Genomic DNA, 23,141 nt, shown 5'->3' on the forward strand with positions numbered 1-23,141 from the left:
CGGCTTAGTTTCCGTTATCCAGGTCACCATAGACAGCAACAATGTCGCCCGATACGCTTAATTCTTTACCTTTATGTCCGCGTTTATTAAGAATATCCTGAACGCGTAAGGTTTCCTGATAGCGTCCGCCACGTTTACCCTGAGTCTCCAGTTTAAATTCCGATTTATTTGTCAGAGTAAAATAAAGCAGTTTCTCATTAGCTGGTAAACTCATAATTTGCAGACCGCGGCCTTTAGCCATCATTTTCAATTCATGTAATGGAAAGGCCAGCAGGCGATTGGCACTGGAAATGGCAATAAGTTGAGTCTGCCCGTTTACAGACAGGCAGGCAGACGGTACAGGAAGCGGCGGCAGCAATGTCTCATCACTATTAACTGTCATAACAACTTTACCGTTTTTAGTACGGCTGACCATATCTTTAAATGCAACCACAAATCCATATCCGCCACTGTTACTCAGTACATAATGCTGTTGCGGCAAGGCACTGAGCATAGCTACAATTCTGGCACCTTTATCTAAATCAACCAATGAACCTGCAGGCACACCATCACCACGTCCGCCCGGAATACTAGCAGCATCCACACTATATGCTCGCCCGTGCGAATCAAGTAAAACTACCGGCCAAACTGTACGTCCCTCTACTGCCTGAAGCAGACCGTCACCTTCCTTAAAAGTAGTCTGGCTTAAATCCAGATTGTGTCCGACACGCGTTTTCAGCCAGCCCTTCTGTGACAATACCAGCGTAACTGGTTCATCTGCAGTAGTTCGGGTAAGCGAAGCCCGCTCTGCCGGCTGTATCAGTGTACGCCGGTCATCTCCATAGATTTTGGTATCAGACTCAATTTCTTTGATAATTAGTCGTTTTTTAGCTTTATCATCTTCCAGAAGGGTGGTTAACTGATCACGTTCCTGCTGTAGTTTATTCAGTTCTGTTTCCAGTTTAATCCATTCCAGTCTGGCCAGCTGACGTAAACGGATTTCAAGAATATCATCCGCCTGTATCTCACTTAAACCGAATGCAGACATCAATTCATTTTTGGGTTCATCTGATTCACGGATAACCCTGATGACTTCATCAATATGAAGAAATACCGTTTGCCGCCCATGCAAAATATGAATACGTTTTTCCACCTGTTCCAGACGGTATTGCAAACGCCGGGTTACAGTCAGTATCCGAAAATCCAGCCATTCACGCAGAATCTGATATAAATTCTTTTGTGCCGGTTTATTATCCCGCCCCATCATAACCAGATTGACCGGCACATTCCCTTCAAGACTGGTTTGTGCCAGCAAAGTATTCATAAATTCTTCAGGTTGAAGACGACTGGATTTCGGTTCAAACGCCAGACGCACCGGTGCCTGACTATCTGATTCATCACGCACCCGATCAAGCAGTGATAGCATTAATGTGCGCGTATTCTGCTGTTCCTGAGTGAGATTTTTTTTACCGGTTTTCGGTTTGGGATTAGTCTGTTCTTCTATCTCAGCCAGAATTTTTTGCGCAGAGGTACCGGGAGGTAATTCTGTGACAATAGCCCGCCAGTGTCCGCGTGCCAGTTTTTCAATTTCATAACGTGCACGTACACGTATACTGCCTTTACCCTGTGCATAAATTGCCTGAATATCCTCTGGTGCAGTAATAATCTGACCACCACCGGCAAAATCAGGGCCGGGTAAATACTGCATTAAGGCTGCTGAATCCAGCTCAGGCTTTTTCAACAGAGCCACAACAGCTGCACTGACTTCGCGTAAATTATGTGAAGGAATTTCAGTTGCCAGACCTACTGCAATACCTGAGGCGCCATTAAGCAATATCATTGGCAGGCGTGCCGGTAATACAGAGGGTTCAAAAGATTTGTCATCATAATTGGGTACAAAATCTACAGTCCCCATATTGATTTCCGATAACAGCAATTCAGCAATCGGTGCTAAACTGGCTTCGGTATAGCGCATAGCTGCTGCGCTGTCACCATCACGTGAACCAAAATTGCCAATACCGTTAATCAAAGGGTAACGTAAGGTAAAATCCTGCGCCATCCGTACCATCGCATCATAAGCGGATGAATCACCATGCGGATGATAATTACCTAGAATCTCACCAACCACGCGGGCAGATTTTACCGGTTTGGCACCATGAACCAGCCCCATATCTTTCATAGCATACAGAATGCGTCTCTGAACCGGCTTCTGCCCGTCAGCCACATCTGGTAATGCGCGCCCTTTTACCACACTCATGGCATAGGTAAGGTAAGCACGTTCTGCATACTGACCAAGTAACAGATGATCATCACTGCGGTCTGATTGTTGAATAGATTCACTCATACTTATTCTGACTTAATTAAATTCTTCTGTGGAACAGATTATCTAAGCTACCTATTGTAAAGGATTTTGCTTTTATACCCAAAACTACTGCTTTTGGTTTGATGAAATAACAAAACAGAAATGCATGTTATAAAAACCATTATCATTTCAGTAAAATATTGTTGGTTTTAATACAACACAAACTTTGCAGAAATTGCACTTTTTCTAAAGAATAAACTTTTTTATCTAACTTTTTAAAAAAATTTTCTTATGCCGGCAATATATCGTATTTAAATTATATATATTGATTTTAAAAATAAAAAAGCTGTCCGGAGCTTAGCCCGGACAGCTTTAATAACTTTAATCAATTAATCAGCTTGTCGGCGAATGACTGCCGGAATTTCGAAGTCATCCAGCACAGACTGATTTGAGAAATCAGCAGCAGCCAGATTCATCCCGCGTGCACTGCGTCCTGAACGTACCACACTTCCGATATCCGGATAGGCATCTTCAGTACCAGTGGCCTGTACGGTTTGCAAAACACGCAAACTGCTCGGCTGCTGGTGATGTAAAACTTTCTGTTCCTGCAATCCGGTTGCAATAATGGTTACGCGGATTTCGCCTTCTTCCATACTGGCATCTTCAGAAGTACCGTATTTCAGGGCGGCATCATCATGTGCATATTCATCAATCATGCACATAATTTCTTTGTATTCAGACATTTTCAGGCAGCCTGGTGCGGTAGTAATATTAACCAGCACACCCTGTGCGCCATCCAGAGTCACATCATCCAGAAGCGGGCTGGCAATAGCCTGTTCTGTAGCAATACGGGCACGGTCAACACCATGTGCACTGCCTGACCCCATCATGGCCATACCCATGATACTCATGACATTTTTCACATCGGCAAAATCCAGATTAATGATACCCGGATTAGTAATGACTTCAGCAATTCCGGCTACTGCATTACGCAATACATTATCTGCCGCACGAAAAGCCTCGCGCATACTCACATCTTCACCCAGTGCTGACATTAATTTGTCATTCGGAATAACAATGAGTGAATCAACGGTATTTTTAAGAATCTCAATCCCGTTATTAGCAACGTGAATACGTTTACCTTCATACTCAAACGGACGGGTAACAACAGCAACAGTCAGAATACCCATCTCTTTTGCCAGTTCTGCAACTACCGGAGCCGCACCTGTACCTGTACCACCACCCATGCCGGTGGTGATGAACAGCATATTCGCTCCGCGAATAGCATCAGATAATGCTTCGCGATCTTCCATTGCGGCGTTACGGCCAATTTCCGGATCGGCTCCTGCGCCAAGACCACGGGTGAGATTATTGCCCAGCTGAATGCGTTTAGATGCTTTACTGTTTTGTAAAGACTGTGCATCAGTATTGGCACTGATAAACTCAATACCGGCAACCGCATTTTCCACCATATTGTTAATAGCATTACAGCCACCACCGCCGATACCAATGACTTTGATAACTGCAGCACCGACTACCGTCTCCACAACATCATATACCAATTGCATTTATGTCTCCTGACAAAACCTATGCATAAACGTCATCTGCCCTTGTATAGCTATCATTATATAGACAGTTATATACAATGCGCAAAAGTTCTGTCATTTAATGTTTGAGTTTAGTTAAAAATTGTTCTTAAACCAAGTCTGTAATTTTTTAAGCCATGAATCTTTCGGTTCAGAAGCTGCTGCCACAGGCATGTCTGTTTTGTTTTCTTCTTCACAGGCAGACTGTAACAGACCAATAGCAGTAGCATAACGCGGATTGCGGATCCGTTCTGAGACACCACCCATTTCCTGCGGCACACCAATTCGGGCCGGCAGATTAAATACATCCTCTGCCAGCTCGACCATTCCGGGTAATAATGATGCTCCGCCGGTAAGAACTATGCCTGAAGTCAGCACATCCTCAGGAAAACCGGAACGGCGCAATTCATTCAGTGTCAGTTCCAGAATCTCTTCCACGCGCGGACCAATTACACTTGCCAGTGTCCGACGCGAAATCTGGCGCGGATTACGGTCGCCCACACTGGGTACTTCAATCATATCATCAAGACCGTCCATGGTTGCCAGTGCCACTCCATGATTAATTTTGATGTATTCAGCTGCACTGTGGGGTGTACGCAACGCTTGTGCCAGATCTTTGGTAATCAAATCCCCTGCCACCGGAATAACGGCTGTATGCCTGATAGCTCCGTTAGTATATACAGCAATATCTGTCGTGCCTCCGCCGATATCAATAACACAGACACCCAGATCTTTTTCATCTTCAGTCAGTACTGCCTGACCACTGGCCAGTGGCTGTAATATCATTTTATTGATTTGCAAACCACAGCGATTGACACACTTCTGGATATTCTGCATTGCTGTTACAGCACCGGTAATAATATGTATGCGCGTGTCCAGACGAACCCCGCTCATGCCAATGGGTTCACGCACGCCCGGCTGATTATCAATAATAAATTCCTGTACCACTGTATGTAAAATATCGTGATCCGGCGGAATATTGACAGCTTTTGCCGTTTCAATTGCACGGTCAATATCAGCCTGACTGACTTCTCCGTCCTTGATTTTAACCACACCCTGTGAATTGAAACTGCGAATATGATTACCTGCAATACCGGTTGTTACACAGTCTACCTGTACATCAGCCATCATCTGCGCTTCTTCCATGGCCTGTTTGATTGCTTGTGCAGTGGTTTCAATGTTGGTCACCATACCTGCTTTCAAACCGCGCGACGGAGCCTGTCCTAAACCAACAATGTGGATTTCATTATCTTCCTGAACCTCACCAATAAGAGCGATTACTTTTGAAGTGCCGATATCCAGTGCACTGATGTATTTTTTACCTTTAACCATGGTCATCACTTTAAAATCAAATAATCAATCGGTCTGTCCGGATCAATCCAGATTTGCTTCATACTGATCCGCCACTTCAGATGCATTTACTGCTCTGGTACTTACAGCTGAATTAGCCTTATTTTTGTACCGTAACGCAAAACCATCCGGATAACGCAAATCTACATAATCGATATTACTGGCCTGTTTCTGTAAAACCTGTGGCCATGCCCAGACAAAATGAGCCAAACGCTGTTCTACCTTTTCCCGCCCCAGTTTCAGGGTTATTCCGTTGCTTAAGGTCAGCTGCCAGGCAGAACGATTACTTAACTGCAACTGCTGAATATGCAGACCTGTTGATTGCAACAAATTTTCGAATGTTAACAAATGTACGGTCATGTAGCGAGCAGAACCGCTGCTTCCAACAAATACCGGCAGCTGCTCATGAACTACTGCATTAAATATCTGTCCGTCAGTATCCACCAGCTGCTGGTCATTCCAGCGTGCAACAGGGTCCCGTTCCCTGATATCAAGCTGTACCGTATCCGGCCAGATTCGTTTTACCTGTACTTTATATACCCAGGGTAGTTTAGCCAGTGCAGATTGTGCCGCACTCACATCTGCAGTAAAAATATTACCCTGCAAATACTGTCTGCTGATTTGTTCAATTTCGGCCGACTGCAAATGCTTCAACGGATGTATTACCTGAATTTGCCGGACCGGAAAATATGGCGAATGCACCAGCCACGATCCGCCTGCTGCCAGCAGGCAGAACAATACACATACATATAACCACCGGTAAAGCCGTTTTAAGGCTTGTGCATTATCCCAAAGTCGCATGACTTAAAATTTCAACACACAAATCTTCAAAACTCAAGCCAATTTCACGTGCAGCTTTAGGCACCAGACTGTGTCCGGTCATACCCGGTACAGTATTCACTTCCAGAATATAGATTGTACCGTCCGCATCACGCAGAAAATCTACTCGCCCCCAGCCTCGACCACCTAATGCTTTAAAAGCACGGGCTGTCAAATCACGCATATACTGCTCATCCGCCGGTGTCAGATCAGCCGGACACAGATACTCGGTATCATCGCGGTGGTATTTAGCTTCATAATCATAAAATTCTGTTGCCGGAACGATGCGAATACTGGGCAATACCTGTTCACCAAGAATACCACATGTATATTCACCACCTTCGATTGCCCGTTCAGCCAGAATTTCACCATGGTACTGTTTCAGTTGCTGATAAACTTGTACCAGCTCACCAGTCTGCCTGATTTTCACTACACCTACACTACTGCCTTCTGCTGCCGGCTTAACAAATAAAGGTAAACCCAATTCTTCTTCTACCGCAGCAAAATCACTATCGTCATGCAACACAATAAATGGTACGCAAGGCAAACCAACTCCCTGCCAGACCAGACGACTACGGAATTTATCCATACCCAGCGCACTGGCCGCAACTCCGCAACCGGTGTAAGGAATACCAAATGCTTCCAATGCCCCCTGTACAACTCCGTCTTCTCCATAAGAGCCATGCAGAATATTAAAAGCCCGGTCAAAGCCGGCACTAACCAGTTCAGACAATGGCCGCTCAGACGGATCAAATGCATGTGCATCTATACCTCGGCTTTTCAATGCAGTAAGAATTGATGCACCACTAGCTAATGAGACTTTACGCTCACTGGAGAAACCGCCCATCAGTACGGCAACTTTACCAAAATCACTCATTGTTTGTCATTAATCCTGTTTTTCTTTTAATAAGAACAGTATGTGAAATAATTAAACTGCAGTCATTATACTGCAGCAGATATTCCGGTAAGCATAGCAGGTACTTTGTTAATACTGCCGGCACCCATATTGAGCAAAACATCACCATCTTGCAAGACATTTAATAACGTGGGCGCCATTTCGTCTACGTTTGCCACATAAATCGGCTCAACTTTACCCAGCACTCTGATCGCACGCATTAATGCCTTACTGTCAGCAGCCACAATCGGGTCTTCACCAGCAGAATATACTTCCGTTAAAACCACGCCATCAGCTTTACTCAAAACCTGAACAAAATCTTCAAACAAGTCCCGTGTACGTGTATAGCGGTGTGGCTGGAATGCTACGACCAGACGACGCTGAGGGTAGGCACCTCGTGCAGCAGCTATGGTTGCAGACATTTCAACAGGATGATGACCATAATCATCAATCAGTAACGCTTCACCACCATTCGGTAATGCAATCTCACCGTACTGCTGAAAACGGCGACCCACACCTGCAAAACTTTCCAGCCCAAGTTGAATTGCCGGTACTGAGACACCAATTTCCAGGGCAATCCCGATAACAGCCAGTGCATTCAGAACATTATGCCGCCCTGGCATATTGACCGTCACACTAAATGGTTTTATGCCTTTTTTACGCGTATGGACATCAAAATGCATTTGTGCACCATCGGCAACAATATTAGTTGCATATAAATCAGCACTTTCATCCAAACCATAAGTAACAAAAGGTTTCTGAATCAACGGTAAAATCTGGCGCACATGCTCACTGTCAATACATAAAAAGGCTTTTCCGTAAAACGGCATACGATGCACAAAATCCACAAACGCCTGATGTAGTTTTTCTACATCATGATCATATGTATCCATATGATCGGTATCAATATTGGTAACGACCGTAAATAATGGTGTCAGATACAGAAACGAAGCATCTGATTCATCTGCTTCAGCAACAATATATTCACCTTTACCCAGCTTGGCATTGGTTCCGGCTGCAGTTAACCGGCCGCCAATAACAAAAGTTGGATCTAAGTCTGCTGCTGCCAGTACTGAAGCAGTTAAACTGGTAGTTGTGGTTTTACCATGTGTACCGGCAATGGCAATACCGCGACCAAAACGCATGATTTCAGCCAGCATCATGGCTCGCGGAATTACAGGAATTTTTTGTGCCTGCGCTGCTACTACTTCCGGATTATCTTTTTTAACGGCTGTTGATGTCACTACTACATCTGCACCAGTAATATTTTCAGCACTGTGCCCTGGACAAATATGCACTCCGATTGCCTGTAAATGCCGGGTTGCGGCATTATCAGCCAAATCAGAACCACTTATCTGATAACCTTCATTATGTAAAACTTCTGCAATACCACACATACCGGTTCCGCCAATCCCTACAAAATGAATATGGCGGATACGGTCTTTCATGTTTTCTTTCATACTTTATAACTTTTCCTGCCAGTCTGAATTGTGATTGACAGCTCGAGTCTGCAACAATTCATCCGGCTCAATCAAAATTTAACGGATACTCGCTAGCGCTGCTGCCGCAACCTTAGCCGCACTGTCAGGCTGAGCCAGCGCACGTGCTTTAATCGCCATGTCTAAACAGCGTTCGCGCGATAAATCGGCCAGCGTAGCCATTAATGTCTGTGTATTCAGATTCGTCTGCGGTAATAATATTGCCGCACCATCTTTAACCATAAACTGTGCATTAGCTGTCTGATGGTCATCTACCGCATGCGGATAAGGCACCAGAATTGCCCCGACTCCGGCAGCGGTTAATTCAGCAATTGTTAGTGCACCGGCCCGGCAAATTACCAAATCGGCATTACGATAGGCTGATACCATATCTGTAATAAATTCAACACATTGCACCTCTACTGCACACTGAGCATAATTTTGCTCTAACTGTGACAGTTTATTTCTTCCGGACTGATGCAGCAGTCGCGGACGCTGTTCAACTGGTAACAAAGCCACAGCCTGCGGCACAATCTGATTCAATACATCAGCACCCAGACTTCCACCAACTACCAGAATATTCAGCTCACCATTTCTACCGTTAAAGCGCTGTTGCGGTAGTGGTAATGCAGCAATATCAGCACGTACCGGATTACCTACCAGTCCGTTTTCATTTGCGAATACTTGTGGAAATGCATACATTACCTGATTGGCAAAATGAGCCAGCACTTTATTAGATAAACCAGCAATCGCATTCTGTTCATGGACAATCAAGGGTAAACCGCATAGCTTTGCGGCTATACCGCCCGGAAAAGTAACAAAACCACCAAAACCGATGACTGCATCTACTTGATGCCTGCGAATAATTTGACGTGCTGCCGCAATGGTATTTAATAAGGTAAAAGGTAGCATTAGCTTACGCTTTAGCCCGTTACCTCGTATTCCTTTGATTGCCAGGGTTTCCAGTGGTATGTCGTACTGCGGAACCAGACGGGTTTCCATTGCCCCGTCACTACCCAGCCAGATAATACGATGACCCTGTGCCTGTAATGCCTGAGCAACTGCAAGCGCAGGAAAAATATGTCCGCCCGTTCCGCCGGCCATGACCATGAAAGTTTTTACACTCATTATTTTCCCGTCAAAACTATCAGAGTTCTGTGATTATTTATACTTTGAATCCACGCATCACACGCCGGTTCTCATAATCCACTCGCAACAGCAAACCCACACTGATTAAAATAATCATAACAGCTGAACCACCATATGACAGTAAAGGCAGAGTCAGCCCTTTAGTCGGTAACAGGCCAATATTCACACCAATATTAAAAAAGCTTTGAATACCCAGCCAGATACCAATACCCTTGGCGACGAAAGAACCATAAAACAACTCTAAATCACGAGCCTGTTTACCAATGGAAAAAGCACGGACTACCAGCCAGATATAACAAAACATTAATACCAGAATACCGACAAAACCGAATTCTTCTCCAATGACCGCAAGAATGAAATCCGTATGAGCCTCAGGTAAATAAAAACGTTTTTCCAGACTGGCTCCCAGTCCGACACCAAACCAGCCGCCGCGCCCGATTGCCATTAATGAATGCGTAAGCTGATAACCTTTACCCAGGGGATCTGCCCACGGATCAAGAAAACCGGCTACACGTGCCATACGGTAAGGCTCAAACAGCACCAGCATAACCATGGCCAGCAAACCAAAACCTACTACAGCCATAAACCAGCGAAACGGTAAACCAGCCAGAAAAAGCAAGCCTACCGCAATAACAGAAACCACTACAAATGAACCAAAGTCCGGTTCCAGCATAATCAGCCCGAGACCAAGTCCTACCGGAATACCTGCAAACCAGACTTTTTTGAATTCTTTCAAGATTTCAGCACGTCTGGTAAAAAAACTGGATAAATACAAAATTATCGCCAGTTTAAAAACTTCGGTAGGCTGGATATTAACCATTCCTACATTAATCCAGCGTTTGGCACCGTTAATTTCTCTTCCCATTACCAGCACCAGAATCAGCAGCACGATACTGAACAGCAATACCAGTGGTGTCAGCTTTTTCCATGTTCGCAAAGGAATACGTGCAGCCACACAACCAAGTACGCCGCCGCACAATAGAAAAATAGCCTGACGAATCAGATAAAAATAAGTACTGCCGCCATCATGCTTTGCATACGCAACTGAGGCCGAGTAAACCATGATCAGACTGAAGCTGGCCATCAATGCCACCATCCATAACAGTGACTGATCAAAAGTATATCCGCGTCGCAATAGCTTGCGATCCAGCAGACGTGATTCAGTAATCATGCTGCGCTACCCTGCAATTGACGGACGCTGGCAATAAATACCTCACTGCGATGTGCATAACCCTTAAACATATCATAGCTGGCACAAGCCGGACTAAGCAGCACAATATCTCCCGGATGAGCCAGTTCAAAAGCACGTTCAGTAGCGTGCGGCAAATCGTCATAGTACTCTACCGGATAGGAGGCTTGTCCGAGAACTGCACCAAGCTGATGACCATCCACACCAATCAGTAAAACTGCACGTGCCTTATCCTGTAATGCAGCCTGCAACGGAGTAAAATCCTGACCTTTACCCTGTCCGCCCGCAATCAGCACAATAGGTTTATCCAACCCGAGCAATGCAGCACAGGTAGCACCAACATTAGTACCTTTGGAATCATCAATAAATGTCACACCTTTCACTTCGGCTACTTTTTCCACACGATGCGGTAAACCTTTGAAAGTGGGCACATATTGAAGCAATTGTGCACGCGGCAAGCCAATGGCTTCACATAAAGCAAATGCAGCCAAAACATTGGCCGCATTATGTGTACCCTGTAAAGACAGAGCATCACAAGCCAGCAATGGTTCATTACCGGCACACAGCATATCTTTATTCAACCAGAAATCAGTATTATGCTGTAAAGAAAACCATTTCACCGGCCGGTTATGCCGTACCATAGCACGACAAAAAACATCATCGGCATTTAACACTTGTATGGCCTGGCCACGAAAAATCCGGTCTTTGCTATGCGCATAATCCAGAAAATCATCATAGCGATCCAGATGGTCTTCTGATACATTCAGTACTGTGGCAGCAGTCGCATTCAGGCAGGGAGTAGTCTCCAGCTGAAAACTCGATAATTCCAGAACCCAGACATCTGCTGCTTTACCTGCTCGCTCCAGATAGGCTTCCAGTACTGGTGTACCAATATTACCTGCCACCACTGTATCAAGTCCGCATTGCGCACATAAAAAACCCACCAGGCTGGTAGTAGTGGTTTTACCGTTTGAACCGGTAATTGCAATAATTTTACTGTTACTGCTTTCAAGTAAATCAGCCAGAATAGCCACATCACCCAGCACGACACCGCCGGCACGTTTAAAATCAACAATAGCAGGCTGACGTTGACTGATTCCCGGGCTTAAAGACAGAATATCAAACTGGTGCTGTTCAAACACTGTTGCCAGCTCTCCGGTATATACAGCAACCTGATGACGCTCAGTTAAAGACTGCAATTGTTCTGCATCAGGCTGTGCATCATAAATAGCTACATCAGCACCTGCCTGAGTTAAAAACTCCAGCATTGAAATTCCGGTACGCCCCAGCCCTGCAACTAAAACCTTTTGATTACGCCAGTCAATCATGGTTAAGTCCTACACTAAATTTAACCCAAATGTATATCGTCTGATCCTGCTTATCTGACTACTAACGGATTTTCAGGGAAGCTAAACCAACCAGTACCAGAATCATGGTAATAATCCAGAAACGTACTACAACCTGAGTTTCTTTCCAGCCTTTTTGTTCAAAATGATGATGAATTGGTGCCATCAGAAAAATACGTTTACGCCGTAATTTATATGAACCTACCTGCAGCATGACAGACATTGCCTCAACAACAAATAAGCCGCCCATAATTACCAGTACAATTTCCTGACGCACAATCACAGCTATCGTACCCAAAGCTGCACCTAAAGCCAGCGCACCGACATCTCCCATAAATACCTGTGCCGGATAAGCATTAAACCACAGGAATCCCAGGCAAGAACCACAAATAGCGGCGCAGAAAATCATAACTTCATTCGCACCGGGGACATGCGGCAGCTGCAGATAATGAGCAAATTCAGCATGACCGCTGACATAAGCAAAAATTGACAGACCAGCAGCAACCAGCACAATAGGAAAAGCAGCCAGCCCGTCCAGTCCGTCAGTCAGATTTACTGCATTAGAAGTACCAACAATGACAAAATACGTCAGAATAACAAAACCAATGCCACCCAGCGGGTAAGTAATTTCCTTGAAAAAAGGAACAATAAAAGTATTTGTAGAGCTTAAGTGTGCCACATAAAACAGCACCAGACCGGCTACCAGAGCCACTACAGACTGCCAGATCATTTTAAATCTGGCTGAAACCCCGTGCGGATCTTTGTAAACTACCTTTTTCCAGTCATCATAAAAACCCAGAGCTCCGGTACTCAGCATAACCAGCAAAAGTATCCAGATATAAATGTTGGCCAGATTAGCCCATAATAATGTTGTAACAGTGATAGCCAGTAAAATAAGTGTACCGCCCATAGTTGGTGTACCGGTTTTCACCAGATGGGTTTTGGGACCGTCATCGCGAACAGCCTGCCCTACTTTGAGCTGAGTTAATTTGCGAATCATCCACGGACCGAATGCCAGACTCAGCCCCATGGATGTCAGTGCCGCCATTACGGCACGAAAAGTAGTGTATTGAAATAAATGGAAACCATTTATCCAATAGTGAAAAATTTCTGCTAACCACAACAGCATGGTTGTTTTCCCTTGTCACAGCCAAAGCCATAACCGTTATTAAATAATTTATTGCTATATGAATGATGGATAATCACTCAGATAGCCTGAGCCGGATAAAAGCGGCTATTTTAAGTCGTTCAGCACTACTTGACGAGAGTTAGCAATAATTTATTTCTGTGTTATTGCTTGTACTACATCTTCCATATGCATAAACCTTGAACCTTTTACCAGAATGGTAGCTGTCTGCTGATCCCATGCACGTAAATCATCAATTAGTTTGTTTCGATCCGTATAAAATGCATCTGGTACACCATAAGCTTCTGCTGCAAACCGCGCTTCGTCACCAATAAAAAATGCCGCATCAATACCGCGTGCCCGTATATAAGCACCTACCTCTGCATGCAGAGCAGAAGCATTAGTGCCTAGCTCACCAATAGCACCCATCACAATAATTCGTGGCGCAGGAAAAGCCGCCAGAACATCGATAGCTGCCTTAAATGCATCCGGGTTAGCATTATAAGTGTCATCAATTACCAAAGCGCCATGCAGACTGCGCTTTTGTTGCAATCTGCCTTTAGCATTCTCAAATGAATTCAATCCCTGTAATGACGCTAAGGGCAAGCCGGCACTCAGAGCAAGTGCACAGGCGGCCACAGCATTATGTACCATATGCAATCCCGGCACCGGGATTTGTAAATTAACCACTCCTTGCGGGCTGCACAAATCAAAACTGATACTTAATGGCTGCAGTACAATATTGCTGGCATATACATCACCCTGTTCTGTACCAAAGCGGACACATTGCTTACCTTGCAAAGCTGAAATATAAATATCTGACTGATCATCATCAGTAGGAACAAAACCGGTTCCATTCGCATTCAGACCCTGATAAATTTCACTTTTAGCGCGGGCAATATCAGCAACATCTGAAAAGCCGCAGCCGATATGAGCACGCAGTGCGTTATTAACCAGAGCATAGTCCGGTTTGGTCAGGCCGGTTAAATAACTCAGTTCACCGGTATGATTCATACCCATTTCAATCACAGCATAGCGATGCTGCGGCTTTAACTGTAATAATGTCAGCGGTAAACCAATATGATTATTAAAGTTACCGGCAGTAGCCAGAACCGCACTAGTACCTGCATGATGCCGCAAAATTGTAGCCAGCATTTCTTTTACCGTGGTTTTACCTGCTGAACCGGTAATACCAAACACTTGCAATGCCGGATTAACCTGCATTCGCCATGCCTGTGCCAGCTCTCCCAACGCTTTTCCTGTGTCTGCAACTACCAGACATTTCGCCTTATTTTGCCAGTCTGAGCGACTGACAATACACAACTGAGCTCCCTGAGCGAGCACTTCATCAACAAAATCATGACCATCAAAACGTTCACCCTTAATGGCCACAAATACATCACCCGGCTGAATCTGACGACTATCAATAACTACCCGTGTGACCGGCTGATTATTATCAGGTAACACTTGTCCAAAAGTCTGATAAATAAAATTAAGATCTAAATTTGACATATTATTAAGCAATTACAAAACTTTAGACTCGCTGTTGCAAAGCTGACCGTGCTATTTCAAAGTCTGAAAAATGCTGCTTCTGACCACCGATATCCTGATAGGTTTCATGACCTTTTCCTGCAATAAGAACAATATCGTCAACTGCTGCATGATTTACAGCATAATTAATCGCAGCTTTGCGGTCTGCTTCTACCAGCACCGGTTCAGCAACAGCGGGCAAAATATCGTTAATAATTGCCTGCGGATTTTCTGTACGCGGATTATCGCTGGTTACGACAACATAATCCGCTCCTGCAGCGGCTGCGGCTCCCATTAATGGTCTTTTACCTGCATCACGGTCTCCGCCACAGCCAAAAACACACCACAAATGCGCTCCGTCAGGTTTAATTTCCTGCAAAGTCGATAATGCTTTTTCCAGTGCATCCGGTGTATGAGCATAATCAACCACCACTAGCGGCTGATTACTTCCCATCAAACAATCCATACGTCCGGTAGCAGGATTAATCTGCGGCCAGACAGCAATTACCTCATTAAAAGTAAAACCATTAGCACACAATACACCTATACAGGCTGCCAGATTCTGAGCATTAAACCGACCCAGTAAACGTGTATGTACTACTTCGTTTCCCCACGGCGTACGCAAATGCACCTGCATACCACTTGCTGAAGCTTGAAATTGACTAATATGAATATCTGCATCAGCATGAAAACCATAAGCCAGTACAGTTAACTGCGGACAATCACGGCATAAATCCTGCCATAACCGATAGCCGAACTCATCATCAATATTAATAATGGCGTGTTTCAGCCCCTGCCAGTAAAACAATGAAGCCTTGCAATCACCGTAACTTTGCATGCTATGATGATAATCCAGATGATCCCGGGTCAGATTGGTAAAAACAGCACTGGTAAAAGGGACACCAACGACACGGCTCTGATCCAGACCATGACTGGACACTTCCATGGCAACGGCTGCAGCATTATTTTCAGCAAAATCACGTAACCATGTCTGATTAGATACCGCATTCATAGTAGTATTGGCAGTATCATGCAGCTGTTGCCAGTATCCATTCCCTACCGTACCCATAATGGCACATTTTTTGCCAAGAATATCTGAAGCCTGCGCCAGCCATTGTGACACTGACGTTTTACCATTAGTTCCGGTCACTCCCCAGACACTCAGCTTTCTGCCCGGATAGTCATAACAGGCAGCAGCCACCAGTCCGGCACGCTGACGTAAATCTTTTACAGCCTCATTCGCTACTTTCCAGCCGGTCTGCCATACAAACTGACCATCATCATCCCAGAAAACAAATTCTGCACCATTATCAATTGCAGCCTGTATAAAATCACGACCGTCACTATACTCACCCTGACAGGCTACAAATACATCTCCGGGCTGTACCTTTCTGCTATCCACCCGCAGTGTACGGCCAGCAATCAGCCGACTTGTTTCAGCACTTAAATGATATTCAGGCAAAATTTTTTTCAGGGAAAACATAACACTGTCGATTCAAACATTTTTATCGGGTACAAACAGACAGACAATCTGTGCAAACACACAGATTGTCTTCAGATTAATGCGTTTCAGAATGTGGCGCGGATTTTACCGGTCTGCTCGGAGAAACACCAAGTACATTCAGAGTGCCAACCATTACATCATGGAATACCGGACCGGCAACCGGTCCCCCGTAATAACCATTAGTAGTAGGATTCTGAATATTGACTGCTACAATAACTCGCGGATTGTCTGCCGGTGCAAAGCCGATAAATGTAGCCATATGCTTGGAATCAGAATAGTGTCCGTCTACCAGCATTCGCGCAGTACCTGTTTTAGCGGCTACATCATACCCGTCAATTGCCCCCTGCAAACCGGTACCACCGGGCTTCGTTACAGCAATCATCATATGGCGTACTGCCTTTGCAGTCTTTGGCTGGATAATCTGCTCACCCTGCGGGGCACTGTTCAGCTTAAGAAAACTCACTGGCAGTAGCGCACCGTCATTGGTAAAGATAGTATATGCCCGTGCCAGCTGGAGCAGACTCATCTGTATACCATAACCAAAAGACATAGTAGCCTGCTCAATCGGCCGCCAGTTATGCCAGTCACGTACTACTCCCGGTGTTTCACCCGGAAAACCGGAATGCATCCGGTGCCCGAAACCGACAGAAGTATACATGTTGTACATTTCTTCGGGCGTAAACATTGCAGAAATTTTACTTGTACCAACATTAGATGATTTCTGAATAATGCCGCCCACATCCAGATAAGGATAATTATGCGTGTCCCGTACTGTCGCCGGTCCGATTTTATACGGTAAAGTATTAAAACCGCTGCCTGGTTTGATTTTTCCGCTATCCAGCCCTTTAGCAATGGTAAACGGTTTCATCGCACTACCCGGTTCAATCATATCAGTTACCGCACGGTTACGGCGTGCATCACTATCGGTGGCACCCGGATTATTAGGGTCATATCCCGGTGAATTTACCAGAGCAAGAATTTCTCCGGTTTTACCATCCAGAACCACAACTGAACCAGCTGATGCAGTGTGATACTGCATTGCTTTATTTAACGATTCATATGCAATTGACTGAATCCGCTGATCCAGAGACAGCACCATATTCGTACCATTCTGAGGAAGACGGTTACGCGGAGAATCCAGACTATCAACAATATTACCTTTATTGTCGCGCAAAACAACTTTAGCACCATCAATACCATGCAGACTGTCTTCACGCGATAATTCCAGTCCTTCCTGCCCTTTACCATCAATATTGGTAAAACCGATAATATGGGAAAAAATCGGTCCCATCGGATAATGGCGTTTACTTTCATGCTGAAAGGCAAGACCTTTAATATTCAGCGCAGCAACTTTTTCTGCAACCTCCGGCGACAATTGTCTTTTCAGATAAATGAAGTCTTTATTACGGCTAAGGCGGCTTTTAATGGTTGCCGCCGGTACATCAATTAATGCAGATAACTGTTGAATCTGAGTATCTGTCGGCATCTGCTCCATAGCAGAGGGCATAGCATATAAAGAGTCTGCGGGTGCACTGATGGCCAGTGCAGCTCCGTTGCGATCAGTAATTGTGCCCCGGGTAGCCGTGAGCGGCAGAGTACGGACAAAACGCTGATCACCCTGCTCTTTCAGAAATTCATGTTTCTCAGTCTGCAAGTAGATACCACGTCCGATTAGCATAGCAAAAGCTATAGCCAGAGCACCTAACACCAATACAATCCGCCCGTTAGTGGTTACAGGCTTAGCCTGTTTTACCTCACGGGGCAGCATGCGCGGCTTATAATCGTTTTTAATTAACATAGTAGTTTGTTCCACTGCCGGAAATACTGCCTGAAGCAGTACTCCATTATTCTCTGACCCGTCACATCACTGCTTAACCAAACGCGGCGCATCCAGCATCTGCGTTTCAGCCAATGACGGCGAATGCAAATTCTGCCGGGCTGAAGCATCCTGAATCAACTGATGATTAGATAACTTTGCCTGCGCTAACTTTAAGCGACTAAAGTCTTCGTTCAAAAGACTTTCCCCTTTTTGCGCTTTATCCAGCGCAATAAAAAACTGACGCGAACGATCCTGTACTGTTACAACAGCAAAAGCTGAAGCCAGTACCAATATAAGCAAAATAATGTTGATTTTATTCATAATTAATCAATCATTAATCTTAGTTTAATAACTGCGTTCGGCTACCCGTAATACCGCTGAACGGGCACGCGGATTTACTTCAATTTCTGCCGGAGCAGGTTTTTGCGCCTTGCCTATCAGGCGCAACGGCGGCTGCTCACGTTCTGCTTCTTTAACTACAGCCCAGCGCGGTAAAGGAGCCGGCTTGCTGTGCTGCTGCATAAATCTTTTTACAATCCGGTCTTCCAGTGAATGAAATGAAATCACTACCATCCGTCCGCCGGCAACCAGACATTCCATCACTTGCGGCAGTACCACAGTTATTTCTTCCAGTTCACGGTTAATAAAGATGCGAATGGCCTGGAAGGTACGTGTAGCCGGATCCTGTCCGCGTTCACGAGTACGGACGACTTGTGCGACGAGGCGCGCCAGCTGACCGGTTGTGGTAATCGGGCTTTGTTCCCGCTGCGCCACAATTGTCCGTGCAATCTGGCGACTAAACCGCTCTTCACCATAATTTTTAATTACCTCGTGTATATCCTGCTCTTCTGCCACAGCCAGCCATTGGGCTGCTGACTGTCCGCGCGTAGTATCCATACGCATATCCAGCGGTGCATCAAAGCGGAAGCTGAAACCGCGACCTGCATCATCAATCTGAGGAGAGGAAATACCCAGATCAAATAAGGCACCATTTATCCGGCTGATACCCAGCTGTTGTAACGACCGCTTTAATGCAGAAAAACCTTCATGTACAACCAGTACCCGTGCATCTTGCCTTGCCAGTTCCTGTGCTACAGCAATCGCCTGTGGATCCTTATCAAAAACAACCAGCCGCCCGTCTTTCCCAAGCTGAGACAGAATCAAACGCGAATGACCCCCACGACCAAAAGTTCCGTCAACATACACGCCGGCCGGCTGTACCTGTAAACCGGCAACTGCTTCATTCAGTAAAACGGTAACATGACCGCCATTATTTATCTGTTCACTCATAATTGCAGTTGAGTCTTACCCAACTCTGCCGCCAGCATATCTTCATCCATATCCAGTGCAGCGTTATTCTGTTCTTCCCATAGCGCCCTGCCCCACACTTCAATGCGGTTGGCACGACCCACAACATAAACTTCACGTTCAAAATTCACCAGACGGCGCAAATGTGCCGGTAGCAATACTCTGCCGGCACTGTCTAAATCCAAAGTATCCGCATTATGCAACAGTAAATTCTGATAGGCCTGCAATACTCTGTTGCCAGCCACAGGAAGCTGTAACAGCTGAGCTTCCACACTGCGCCATGATGACTCGGGATACAGTAACAAATGTGTGCGCTTTTCCAGTGTGGCAACCAGTACCGGAGTGAAATGACGCGCCAGCAAATCACGAAACTTGGCCGGAATCGCCAGTCGTCCTTTACTGTCTATACTTAATTCATACGCGCCGCCAAACACTGTTCAGCTCCTATTCAATATAACGGGATTATCCCCCACTTTGCCACACCTTTACACACTTATTCACACTATAAGGCAATTTTGCATACAGGGTCAATGTAATCCAGTCAAATTCCGAAGCCGAATAAAAGCAATCCAAAATACAAAAATATATTTAAATCAAATCATTATTTTACTAATCATCCAATCCAGTCCCTATGTGCCTTTTCAGACACTTGACCAGGGTCAACATAAGCCAAAATCAGCGTTTATAATGACCATCTTCTTTACAATTTCCATCATCTATCCTATGGATAATTTACCCACTCCTGAAAAAGCCGCATTAATCAGTTCGCAGAAACTGTCTGAACTTATTCAGCAGAAAATCCGGCAGCAAAATAACTGGCTTTCTTTTGCCGACTACATGCAAATGGCACTGTATACGCCTGACTATGGTTATTACACCGGCGGAGCACAAAAATTCGGTCGTGATGGCGACTTTATTACTGCACCTGTTCTGACTCCTTTGTTCGGGCAGACGCTGGCGCATCAATTAGATGCACTATTGCCACAAACAGCAGGCAATATTTATGAATTCGGTGCCGGAACCGGTCATCTGGCAGCATCTGTATTACCAGCTCTGCACAGCCAGCACTTTCAGCACTATTACATTATTGAACTTTCTGCAGAACTGGCGCAGCGTCAGAGAGAATATATTCAGACTCATGCACCTGATCAGATACATAAAGTTACACACCTGACTCAGTTGCCTGAACAGTTTGACGGTATCCTGATAGGAAACGAAGTTCTGGATGCCATGCCTGTTCCGGTCTATCGCCGTCAGGCAAATCAGATAACAGAAATGGGCGTTAGCTGGCTGGATAACCAGTTTGTCTGGCAGGATAAACCTGCTACCAGCGCAGCAATACAACAGGTCATGGAAACTTTCCCTGATACAGCAGAACCTTATCAGTCTGAGCTGCATCCACAACAATATGCCTTTGTAGCAACACTGGCACAAAAGCTGAAACGCGGAGCAATGATATGGATTGATTATGGTTTTGATGCAGCACAGTATTATCATGTTCAGCGCCGTCAGGGTACATTAATCGGTCACTACCGACATCATACTGTTCATGATCCGTTCTTTTATCCCGGACTCACTGACTTAACCGCTCATGTTAATTTCACCCGTATTGCTGATGCCGGCATTGATAATCATCTGGACTTAATTGGTTATACCAATCAGGCAACATTTCTGCTTAATCTGGGTATAACCGAATTACTCGCAAAAACCGGCAAACCGGAAGAAAACGCATACATTCAGACTGCTTCAGCCTGTCATACCCTGCTGGATGCACATGAAATGGGCGAATTATTTAAAGTCATCGCGTTTGGAAAAAATATTGACGTAGACTGGCAGGGATTCATGTATGGGGATTTGTGTCACAAATTATAGATAATTTAAATTACAAATAAGTTTTATTTGTAAGTAAATAATAATTAATTATGTTTATCAAACAAGATATTATTATATGATGAACTTGATGAAATATCTGCTGATAGCAGGCTGTATCTGCCTGTCAGATATCATTCAGAGAACTGGATAAGAAGTAATAAATCAATAAAAATAAACTGAATATTATTTTTATATATTATTTACTGCACCCAATCAGGAATCAGATAATCAAAAGGAACAATCAATGTCATTATTATTATCTCCTATAACCATTGGTAATTTAAATCTGAAAAACCGGGTAGTTATGGCACCAATGTGCATGTATGAAGTAAAAAAGGAAGATGGTATCGTTACACCTTTTCATTTTGCACATTATGGCGCACGTGCCATTGCCAATGTCGGTCTGATTATTATAGAAGCCACTGCCGTACAGCCGGACGGACGGATTACCAAACACGATTTAGGTTTATGGGATGATAGTCAGACAGAAAAATTCACTCAGCTGGTTGATTCACTACATTATCTGAACAGCAAAGTAGGTGTGCAGCTGGCACATGCCGGACGCAAAGCTTCAGATGCATTGCAGCCGGTTGCACCCAGTGCTATTCCTTTTAATAGCAGCTCGAAAACGCCAAAAGCATTGAGTAAACCGGAAATCACACAAATCAAAGAAGATTTTATTGCTGCAGCCAGACGAGCCCGGCAAGCCGGTGTGGATGTAATTGAAATCCATGCTGCACATGGTTATCTAATCAGTGAATTTCTTTCACCGCTGAGCAATCAGCGTACCGATGAATATGGCGGTTCTTTAGTGAATCGTTATCGTCTGCTGCACGAAATTACTCTCGAAATGCGTGCAGTATTTTCCGGTTCATTATGGGTACGCATGTCTTTATCCGACTATGACAAAACCGGTCAGCAAAACAGTATTGCCGACTGGCAGGAAATATGTCAGTGGCTAGAACGTGACGGCATAGATGTTATTGATGTATCCACCGGCGGTGTTATGGATTACGCTCCAGATATCCCGGTGCATGGCGGTTATCAGACACCTTTTGCGACTGCCATGAAGCAAGTAGTCAATATTCCGGTAGCAACCGTTGGCCTGCTGGATAGCCCTGATCTGGCTGAATATATTTTACAAACCGGTCAGGCAGATTTGATTATGGAAGGACGGGTGTTATTACGTAATACCAACTGGTTAACCGAAGCAGCCCAGCAGCTGCATGATCATAATTATCAGCCTTTTAATAACTCTTATCAGCGCGGATTAATTAAATAAAAATTTTTATTAGCCGACAAACAAACAGGCCAGACTTTCACGTCTGACCTGTGTTCATTAGTCAATATTATTCCGTCTCTGTTGCCACATGCACTGATTGCGGCTGCAGGCAGGCCAGATATTCTGGCTGCATCTGTACCAGAAATCCACGCTTACCCCCATTAATATAAATCAATGGTAAAGAATAAATACTTTTTTCAACATACACCGGTAATCCGGCCTTGTTGCCAAAAGGACTGGTACCACCAACCAGATAACCAGTCCATTTATTAGCCTGCTGCGGGCTGGCTGGTTCTATATGCTTCATACCCAGCTCACGTGCCAGCTGACGGGTAGATATATGCCGATCGCCATGCATCAGCACAATCAAACCTTGCTTATGCTCATTTTGCAGCACAATGGTTTTAATCACTGCATGTTCGTCTACGCCCAGCGCTAATGCTGACTGTGCTGTTCCGCCATGCTCAACATAAGCATACTCACGCGGTTCAAACGGTATCTGGTGAGCACGCAAAAAACGGATAGCAGGAGTAACCGGAAATTTACTTTTACTCATCAATTATTCTCATCTACTCAGGCAAAGATAACGAATTATTATTTTACTACT

Annotated in this window: 19 protein-coding genes; 2 read left to right on the top strand and 17 right to left on the bottom strand. The window is 44.8% G+C overall.

Annotated features, from left to right (window positions below):
• Positions 1-4: 4 nt before the first annotated feature.
• The 16 genes from parC to mraZ form a co-directional block, all read right to left on the bottom strand.
• Positions 5-2,323, bottom strand: a complete 2,319-nt coding sequence (gene parC, locus H3V11_RS01600) for a DNA topoisomerase IV subunit A (RefSeq protein WP_198223462.1) — start codon at positions 2,321-2,323, stop codon at positions 5-7.
• Positions 2,324-2,670: 347 nt separating this feature from the next.
• Positions 2,671-3,849, bottom strand: a complete 1,179-nt coding sequence (gene ftsZ / locus H3V11_RS01605; RefSeq protein WP_025331232.1) for a cell division protein FtsZ — start codon at positions 3,847-3,849, stop codon at positions 2,671-2,673.
• A gap of 114 nt (positions 3,850-3,963) precedes the next feature.
• On the bottom strand, positions 3,964-5,199 hold the full coding sequence (gene ftsA, locus H3V11_RS01610) for a cell division protein FtsA (RefSeq protein WP_025331233.1): 1,236 nt from the start codon (positions 5,197-5,199) through the stop codon (positions 3,964-3,966).
• Between the two features lie 42 nt (positions 5,200-5,241).
• On the bottom strand, positions 5,242-6,018 hold the full coding sequence (locus H3V11_RS01615) for a cell division protein FtsQ/DivIB (RefSeq protein WP_174832072.1): 777 nt from the start codon (positions 6,016-6,018) through the stop codon (positions 5,242-5,244).
• A complete protein-coding gene (locus tag H3V11_RS01620) occupies positions 6,002-6,913 on the bottom strand; it encodes a D-alanine--D-alanine ligase (RefSeq protein WP_198223463.1) in 912 nt (303 codons plus the stop codon). Before H3V11_RS01620 ends, H3V11_RS01615 begins: the two co-directional genes overlap by 17 nt.
• A 65-nt stretch (positions 6,914-6,978) precedes the next feature.
• Positions 6,979-8,391 (bottom strand): UDP-N-acetylmuramate--L-alanine ligase, encoded by a 1,413-nt coding sequence (gene murC, locus H3V11_RS01625; RefSeq protein WP_232335733.1) that lies wholly within the window; start codon positions 8,389-8,391, stop codon positions 6,979-6,981.
• 78 nt (positions 8,392-8,469) lie between these two features.
• Positions 8,470-9,537, bottom strand: a complete 1,068-nt coding sequence (murG, locus tag H3V11_RS01630) for an undecaprenyldiphospho-muramoylpentapeptide beta-N-acetylglucosaminyltransferase (protein WP_198223464.1) — start codon at positions 9,535-9,537, stop codon at positions 8,470-8,472.
• Positions 9,538-9,574: 37 nt separating this feature from the next.
• The gene (gene ftsW / locus H3V11_RS01635; RefSeq protein ID WP_198223465.1) at positions 9,575-10,729 is read right to left on the bottom strand and encodes a putative lipid II flippase FtsW; all 1,155 of its coding nucleotides are present in this window, start codon (positions 10,727-10,729) and stop codon (positions 9,575-9,577) included.
• Positions 10,726-12,072 carry a UDP-N-acetylmuramoyl-L-alanine--D-glutamate ligase gene (murD, locus tag H3V11_RS01640; protein WP_198223680.1) on the bottom strand — a complete coding sequence of 449 codons (1,347 nt, stop codon included), beginning with the start codon at positions 12,070-12,072 and terminating at the stop codon, positions 10,726-10,728. The genes ftsW and murD overlap by 4 nt, the downstream gene beginning before the upstream one ends.
• 64 nt (positions 12,073-12,136) lie before the next feature.
• Positions 12,137-13,222, bottom strand: coding sequence for a phospho-N-acetylmuramoyl-pentapeptide-transferase (gene mraY / locus H3V11_RS01645; protein WP_025331240.1), 1,086 nt, complete (start codon positions 13,220-13,222; stop codon positions 12,137-12,139).
• Positions 13,223-13,372: 150 nt separating this feature from the next.
• Positions 13,373-14,731, bottom strand: a complete 1,359-nt coding sequence (murF, locus tag H3V11_RS01650) for a UDP-N-acetylmuramoyl-tripeptide--D-alanyl-D-alanine ligase (protein ID WP_198223466.1) — start codon at positions 14,729-14,731, stop codon at positions 13,373-13,375.
• Positions 14,732-14,753: 22 nt separating this feature from the next.
• Positions 14,754-16,232 carry a UDP-N-acetylmuramoyl-L-alanyl-D-glutamate--2,6-diaminopimelate ligase gene (locus H3V11_RS01655; protein WP_198223467.1) on the bottom strand — a complete coding sequence of 493 codons (1,479 nt, stop codon included), beginning with the start codon at positions 16,230-16,232 and terminating at the stop codon, positions 14,754-14,756.
• A 76-nt stretch (positions 16,233-16,308) separates the two neighbouring features.
• Entirely contained in the window at positions 16,309-18,051 is a 1,743-nt protein-coding gene (locus H3V11_RS01660) for a penicillin-binding protein 2 (RefSeq protein ID WP_198223468.1), read from the bottom strand.
• Between the two features lie 66 nt (positions 18,052-18,117).
• A complete protein-coding gene (gene ftsL / locus H3V11_RS01665; protein ID WP_084552075.1) occupies positions 18,118-18,393 on the bottom strand; it encodes a cell division protein FtsL in 276 nt (91 codons plus the stop codon).
• A 24-nt stretch (positions 18,394-18,417) separates the two neighbouring features.
• Complete coding sequence (gene rsmH, locus H3V11_RS01670; RefSeq protein WP_198223469.1) at positions 18,418-19,362, bottom strand: 16S rRNA (cytosine(1402)-N(4))-methyltransferase RsmH; 945 nt, start codon at positions 19,360-19,362, stop codon at positions 18,418-18,420.
• Positions 19,359-19,814: a division/cell wall cluster transcriptional repressor MraZ gene (gene mraZ / locus H3V11_RS01675; RefSeq protein WP_025331245.1), complete on the bottom strand. Its 456-nt coding sequence runs from the start codon at positions 19,812-19,814 to the stop codon at positions 19,359-19,361. Before mraZ ends, rsmH begins: the two co-directional genes overlap by 4 nt.
• 253 nt (positions 19,815-20,067) lie before the next feature.
• Here mraZ and H3V11_RS01680 point away from each other — a divergent pair, with 253 nt between their 5' ends.
• Together H3V11_RS01680 and H3V11_RS01685 are read left to right on the top strand one after the other, a co-directional pair.
• A complete protein-coding gene (locus H3V11_RS01680; protein ID WP_370570161.1) occupies positions 20,068-21,252 on the top strand; it encodes a class I SAM-dependent methyltransferase in 1,185 nt (394 codons plus the stop codon).
• Positions 21,253-21,496: 244 nt separating this feature from the next.
• Positions 21,497-22,534, top strand: coding sequence for an NADH:flavin oxidoreductase/NADH oxidase (locus tag H3V11_RS01685; protein WP_084563388.1), 1,038 nt, complete (start codon positions 21,497-21,499; stop codon positions 22,532-22,534).
• 67 nt (positions 22,535-22,601) lie between these two features.
• Here the strand turns inward: H3V11_RS01685 and ybaK are convergent, their stop codons facing one another.
• Complete coding sequence (ybaK, locus tag H3V11_RS01690; protein WP_198223470.1) at positions 22,602-23,090, bottom strand: Cys-tRNA(Pro) deacylase; 489 nt, start codon at positions 23,088-23,090, stop codon at positions 22,602-22,604.
• Positions 23,091-23,141: the final 51 nt, after the last annotated feature.

Origin of the sequence: Snodgrassella sp. W8158 (assembly GCF_016100435.1) — a bacterium.
Lineage (GTDB): Bacteria > Pseudomonadota > Gammaproteobacteria > Burkholderiales > Neisseriaceae > Snodgrassella > Snodgrassella alvi.

Coding starts and splice junctions, on each gene's coding strand:
- parC (WP_198223462.1), bottom strand. CDS start 2,323: ATGAGTGAATCTATTCAACAATCAGACCGCAGTGATGATCATCTGTTA.
- ftsZ (WP_025331232.1), bottom strand. CDS start 3,849: ATGCAATTGGTATATGATGTTGTGGAGACGGTAGTCGGTGCTGCAGTT.
- ftsA (WP_025331233.1), bottom strand. CDS start 5,199: ATGGTTAAAGGTAAAAAATACATCAGTGCACTGGATATCGGCACTTCA.
- H3V11_RS01615 (WP_174832072.1), bottom strand. CDS start 6,018: ATGCGACTTTGGGATAATGCACAAGCCTTAAAACGGCTTTACCGGTGG.
- H3V11_RS01620 (WP_198223463.1), bottom strand. CDS start 6,913: ATGAGTGATTTTGGTAAAGTTGCCGTACTGATGGGCGGTTTCTCCAGT.
- murC (WP_232335733.1), bottom strand. CDS start 8,391: ATGAAAGAAAACATGAAAGACCGTATCCGCCATATTCATTTTGTAGGG.
- murG (WP_198223464.1), bottom strand. CDS start 9,537: ATGAGTGTAAAAACTTTCATGGTCATGGCCGGCGGAACGGGCGGACAT.
- ftsW (WP_198223465.1), bottom strand. CDS start 10,729: ATGATTACTGAATCACGTCTGCTGGATCGCAAGCTATTGCGACGCGGA.
- mraY (WP_025331240.1), bottom strand. CDS start 13,222: ATGCTGTTGTGGTTAGCAGAAATTTTTCACTATTGGATAAATGGTTTC.
- murF (WP_198223466.1), bottom strand. CDS start 14,731: ATGTCAAATTTAGATCTTAATTTTATTTATCAGACTTTTGGACAAGTG.
- H3V11_RS01655 (WP_198223467.1), bottom strand. CDS start 16,232: ATGTTTTCCCTGAAAAAAATTTTGCCTGAATATCATTTAAGTGCTGAA.
- H3V11_RS01660 (WP_198223468.1), bottom strand. CDS start 18,051: ATGTTAATTAAAAACGATTATAAGCCGCGCATGCTGCCCCGTGAGGTA.
- ftsL (WP_084552075.1), bottom strand. CDS start 18,393: ATGAATAAAATCAACATTATTTTGCTTATATTGGTACTGGCTTCAGCT.
- rsmH (WP_198223469.1), bottom strand. CDS start 19,362: ATGAGTGAACAGATAAATAATGGCGGTCATGTTACCGTTTTACTGAAT.
- H3V11_RS01680 (WP_370570161.1), top strand. CDS start 20,068: ATGACCATCTTCTTTACAATTTCCATCATCTATCCTATGGATAATTTA.
- H3V11_RS01685 (WP_084563388.1), top strand. CDS start 21,497: ATGTCATTATTATTATCTCCTATAACCATTGGTAATTTAAATCTGAAA.
- ybaK (WP_198223470.1), bottom strand. CDS start 23,090: ATGAGTAAAAGTAAATTTCCGGTTACTCCTGCTATCCGTTTTTTGCGT.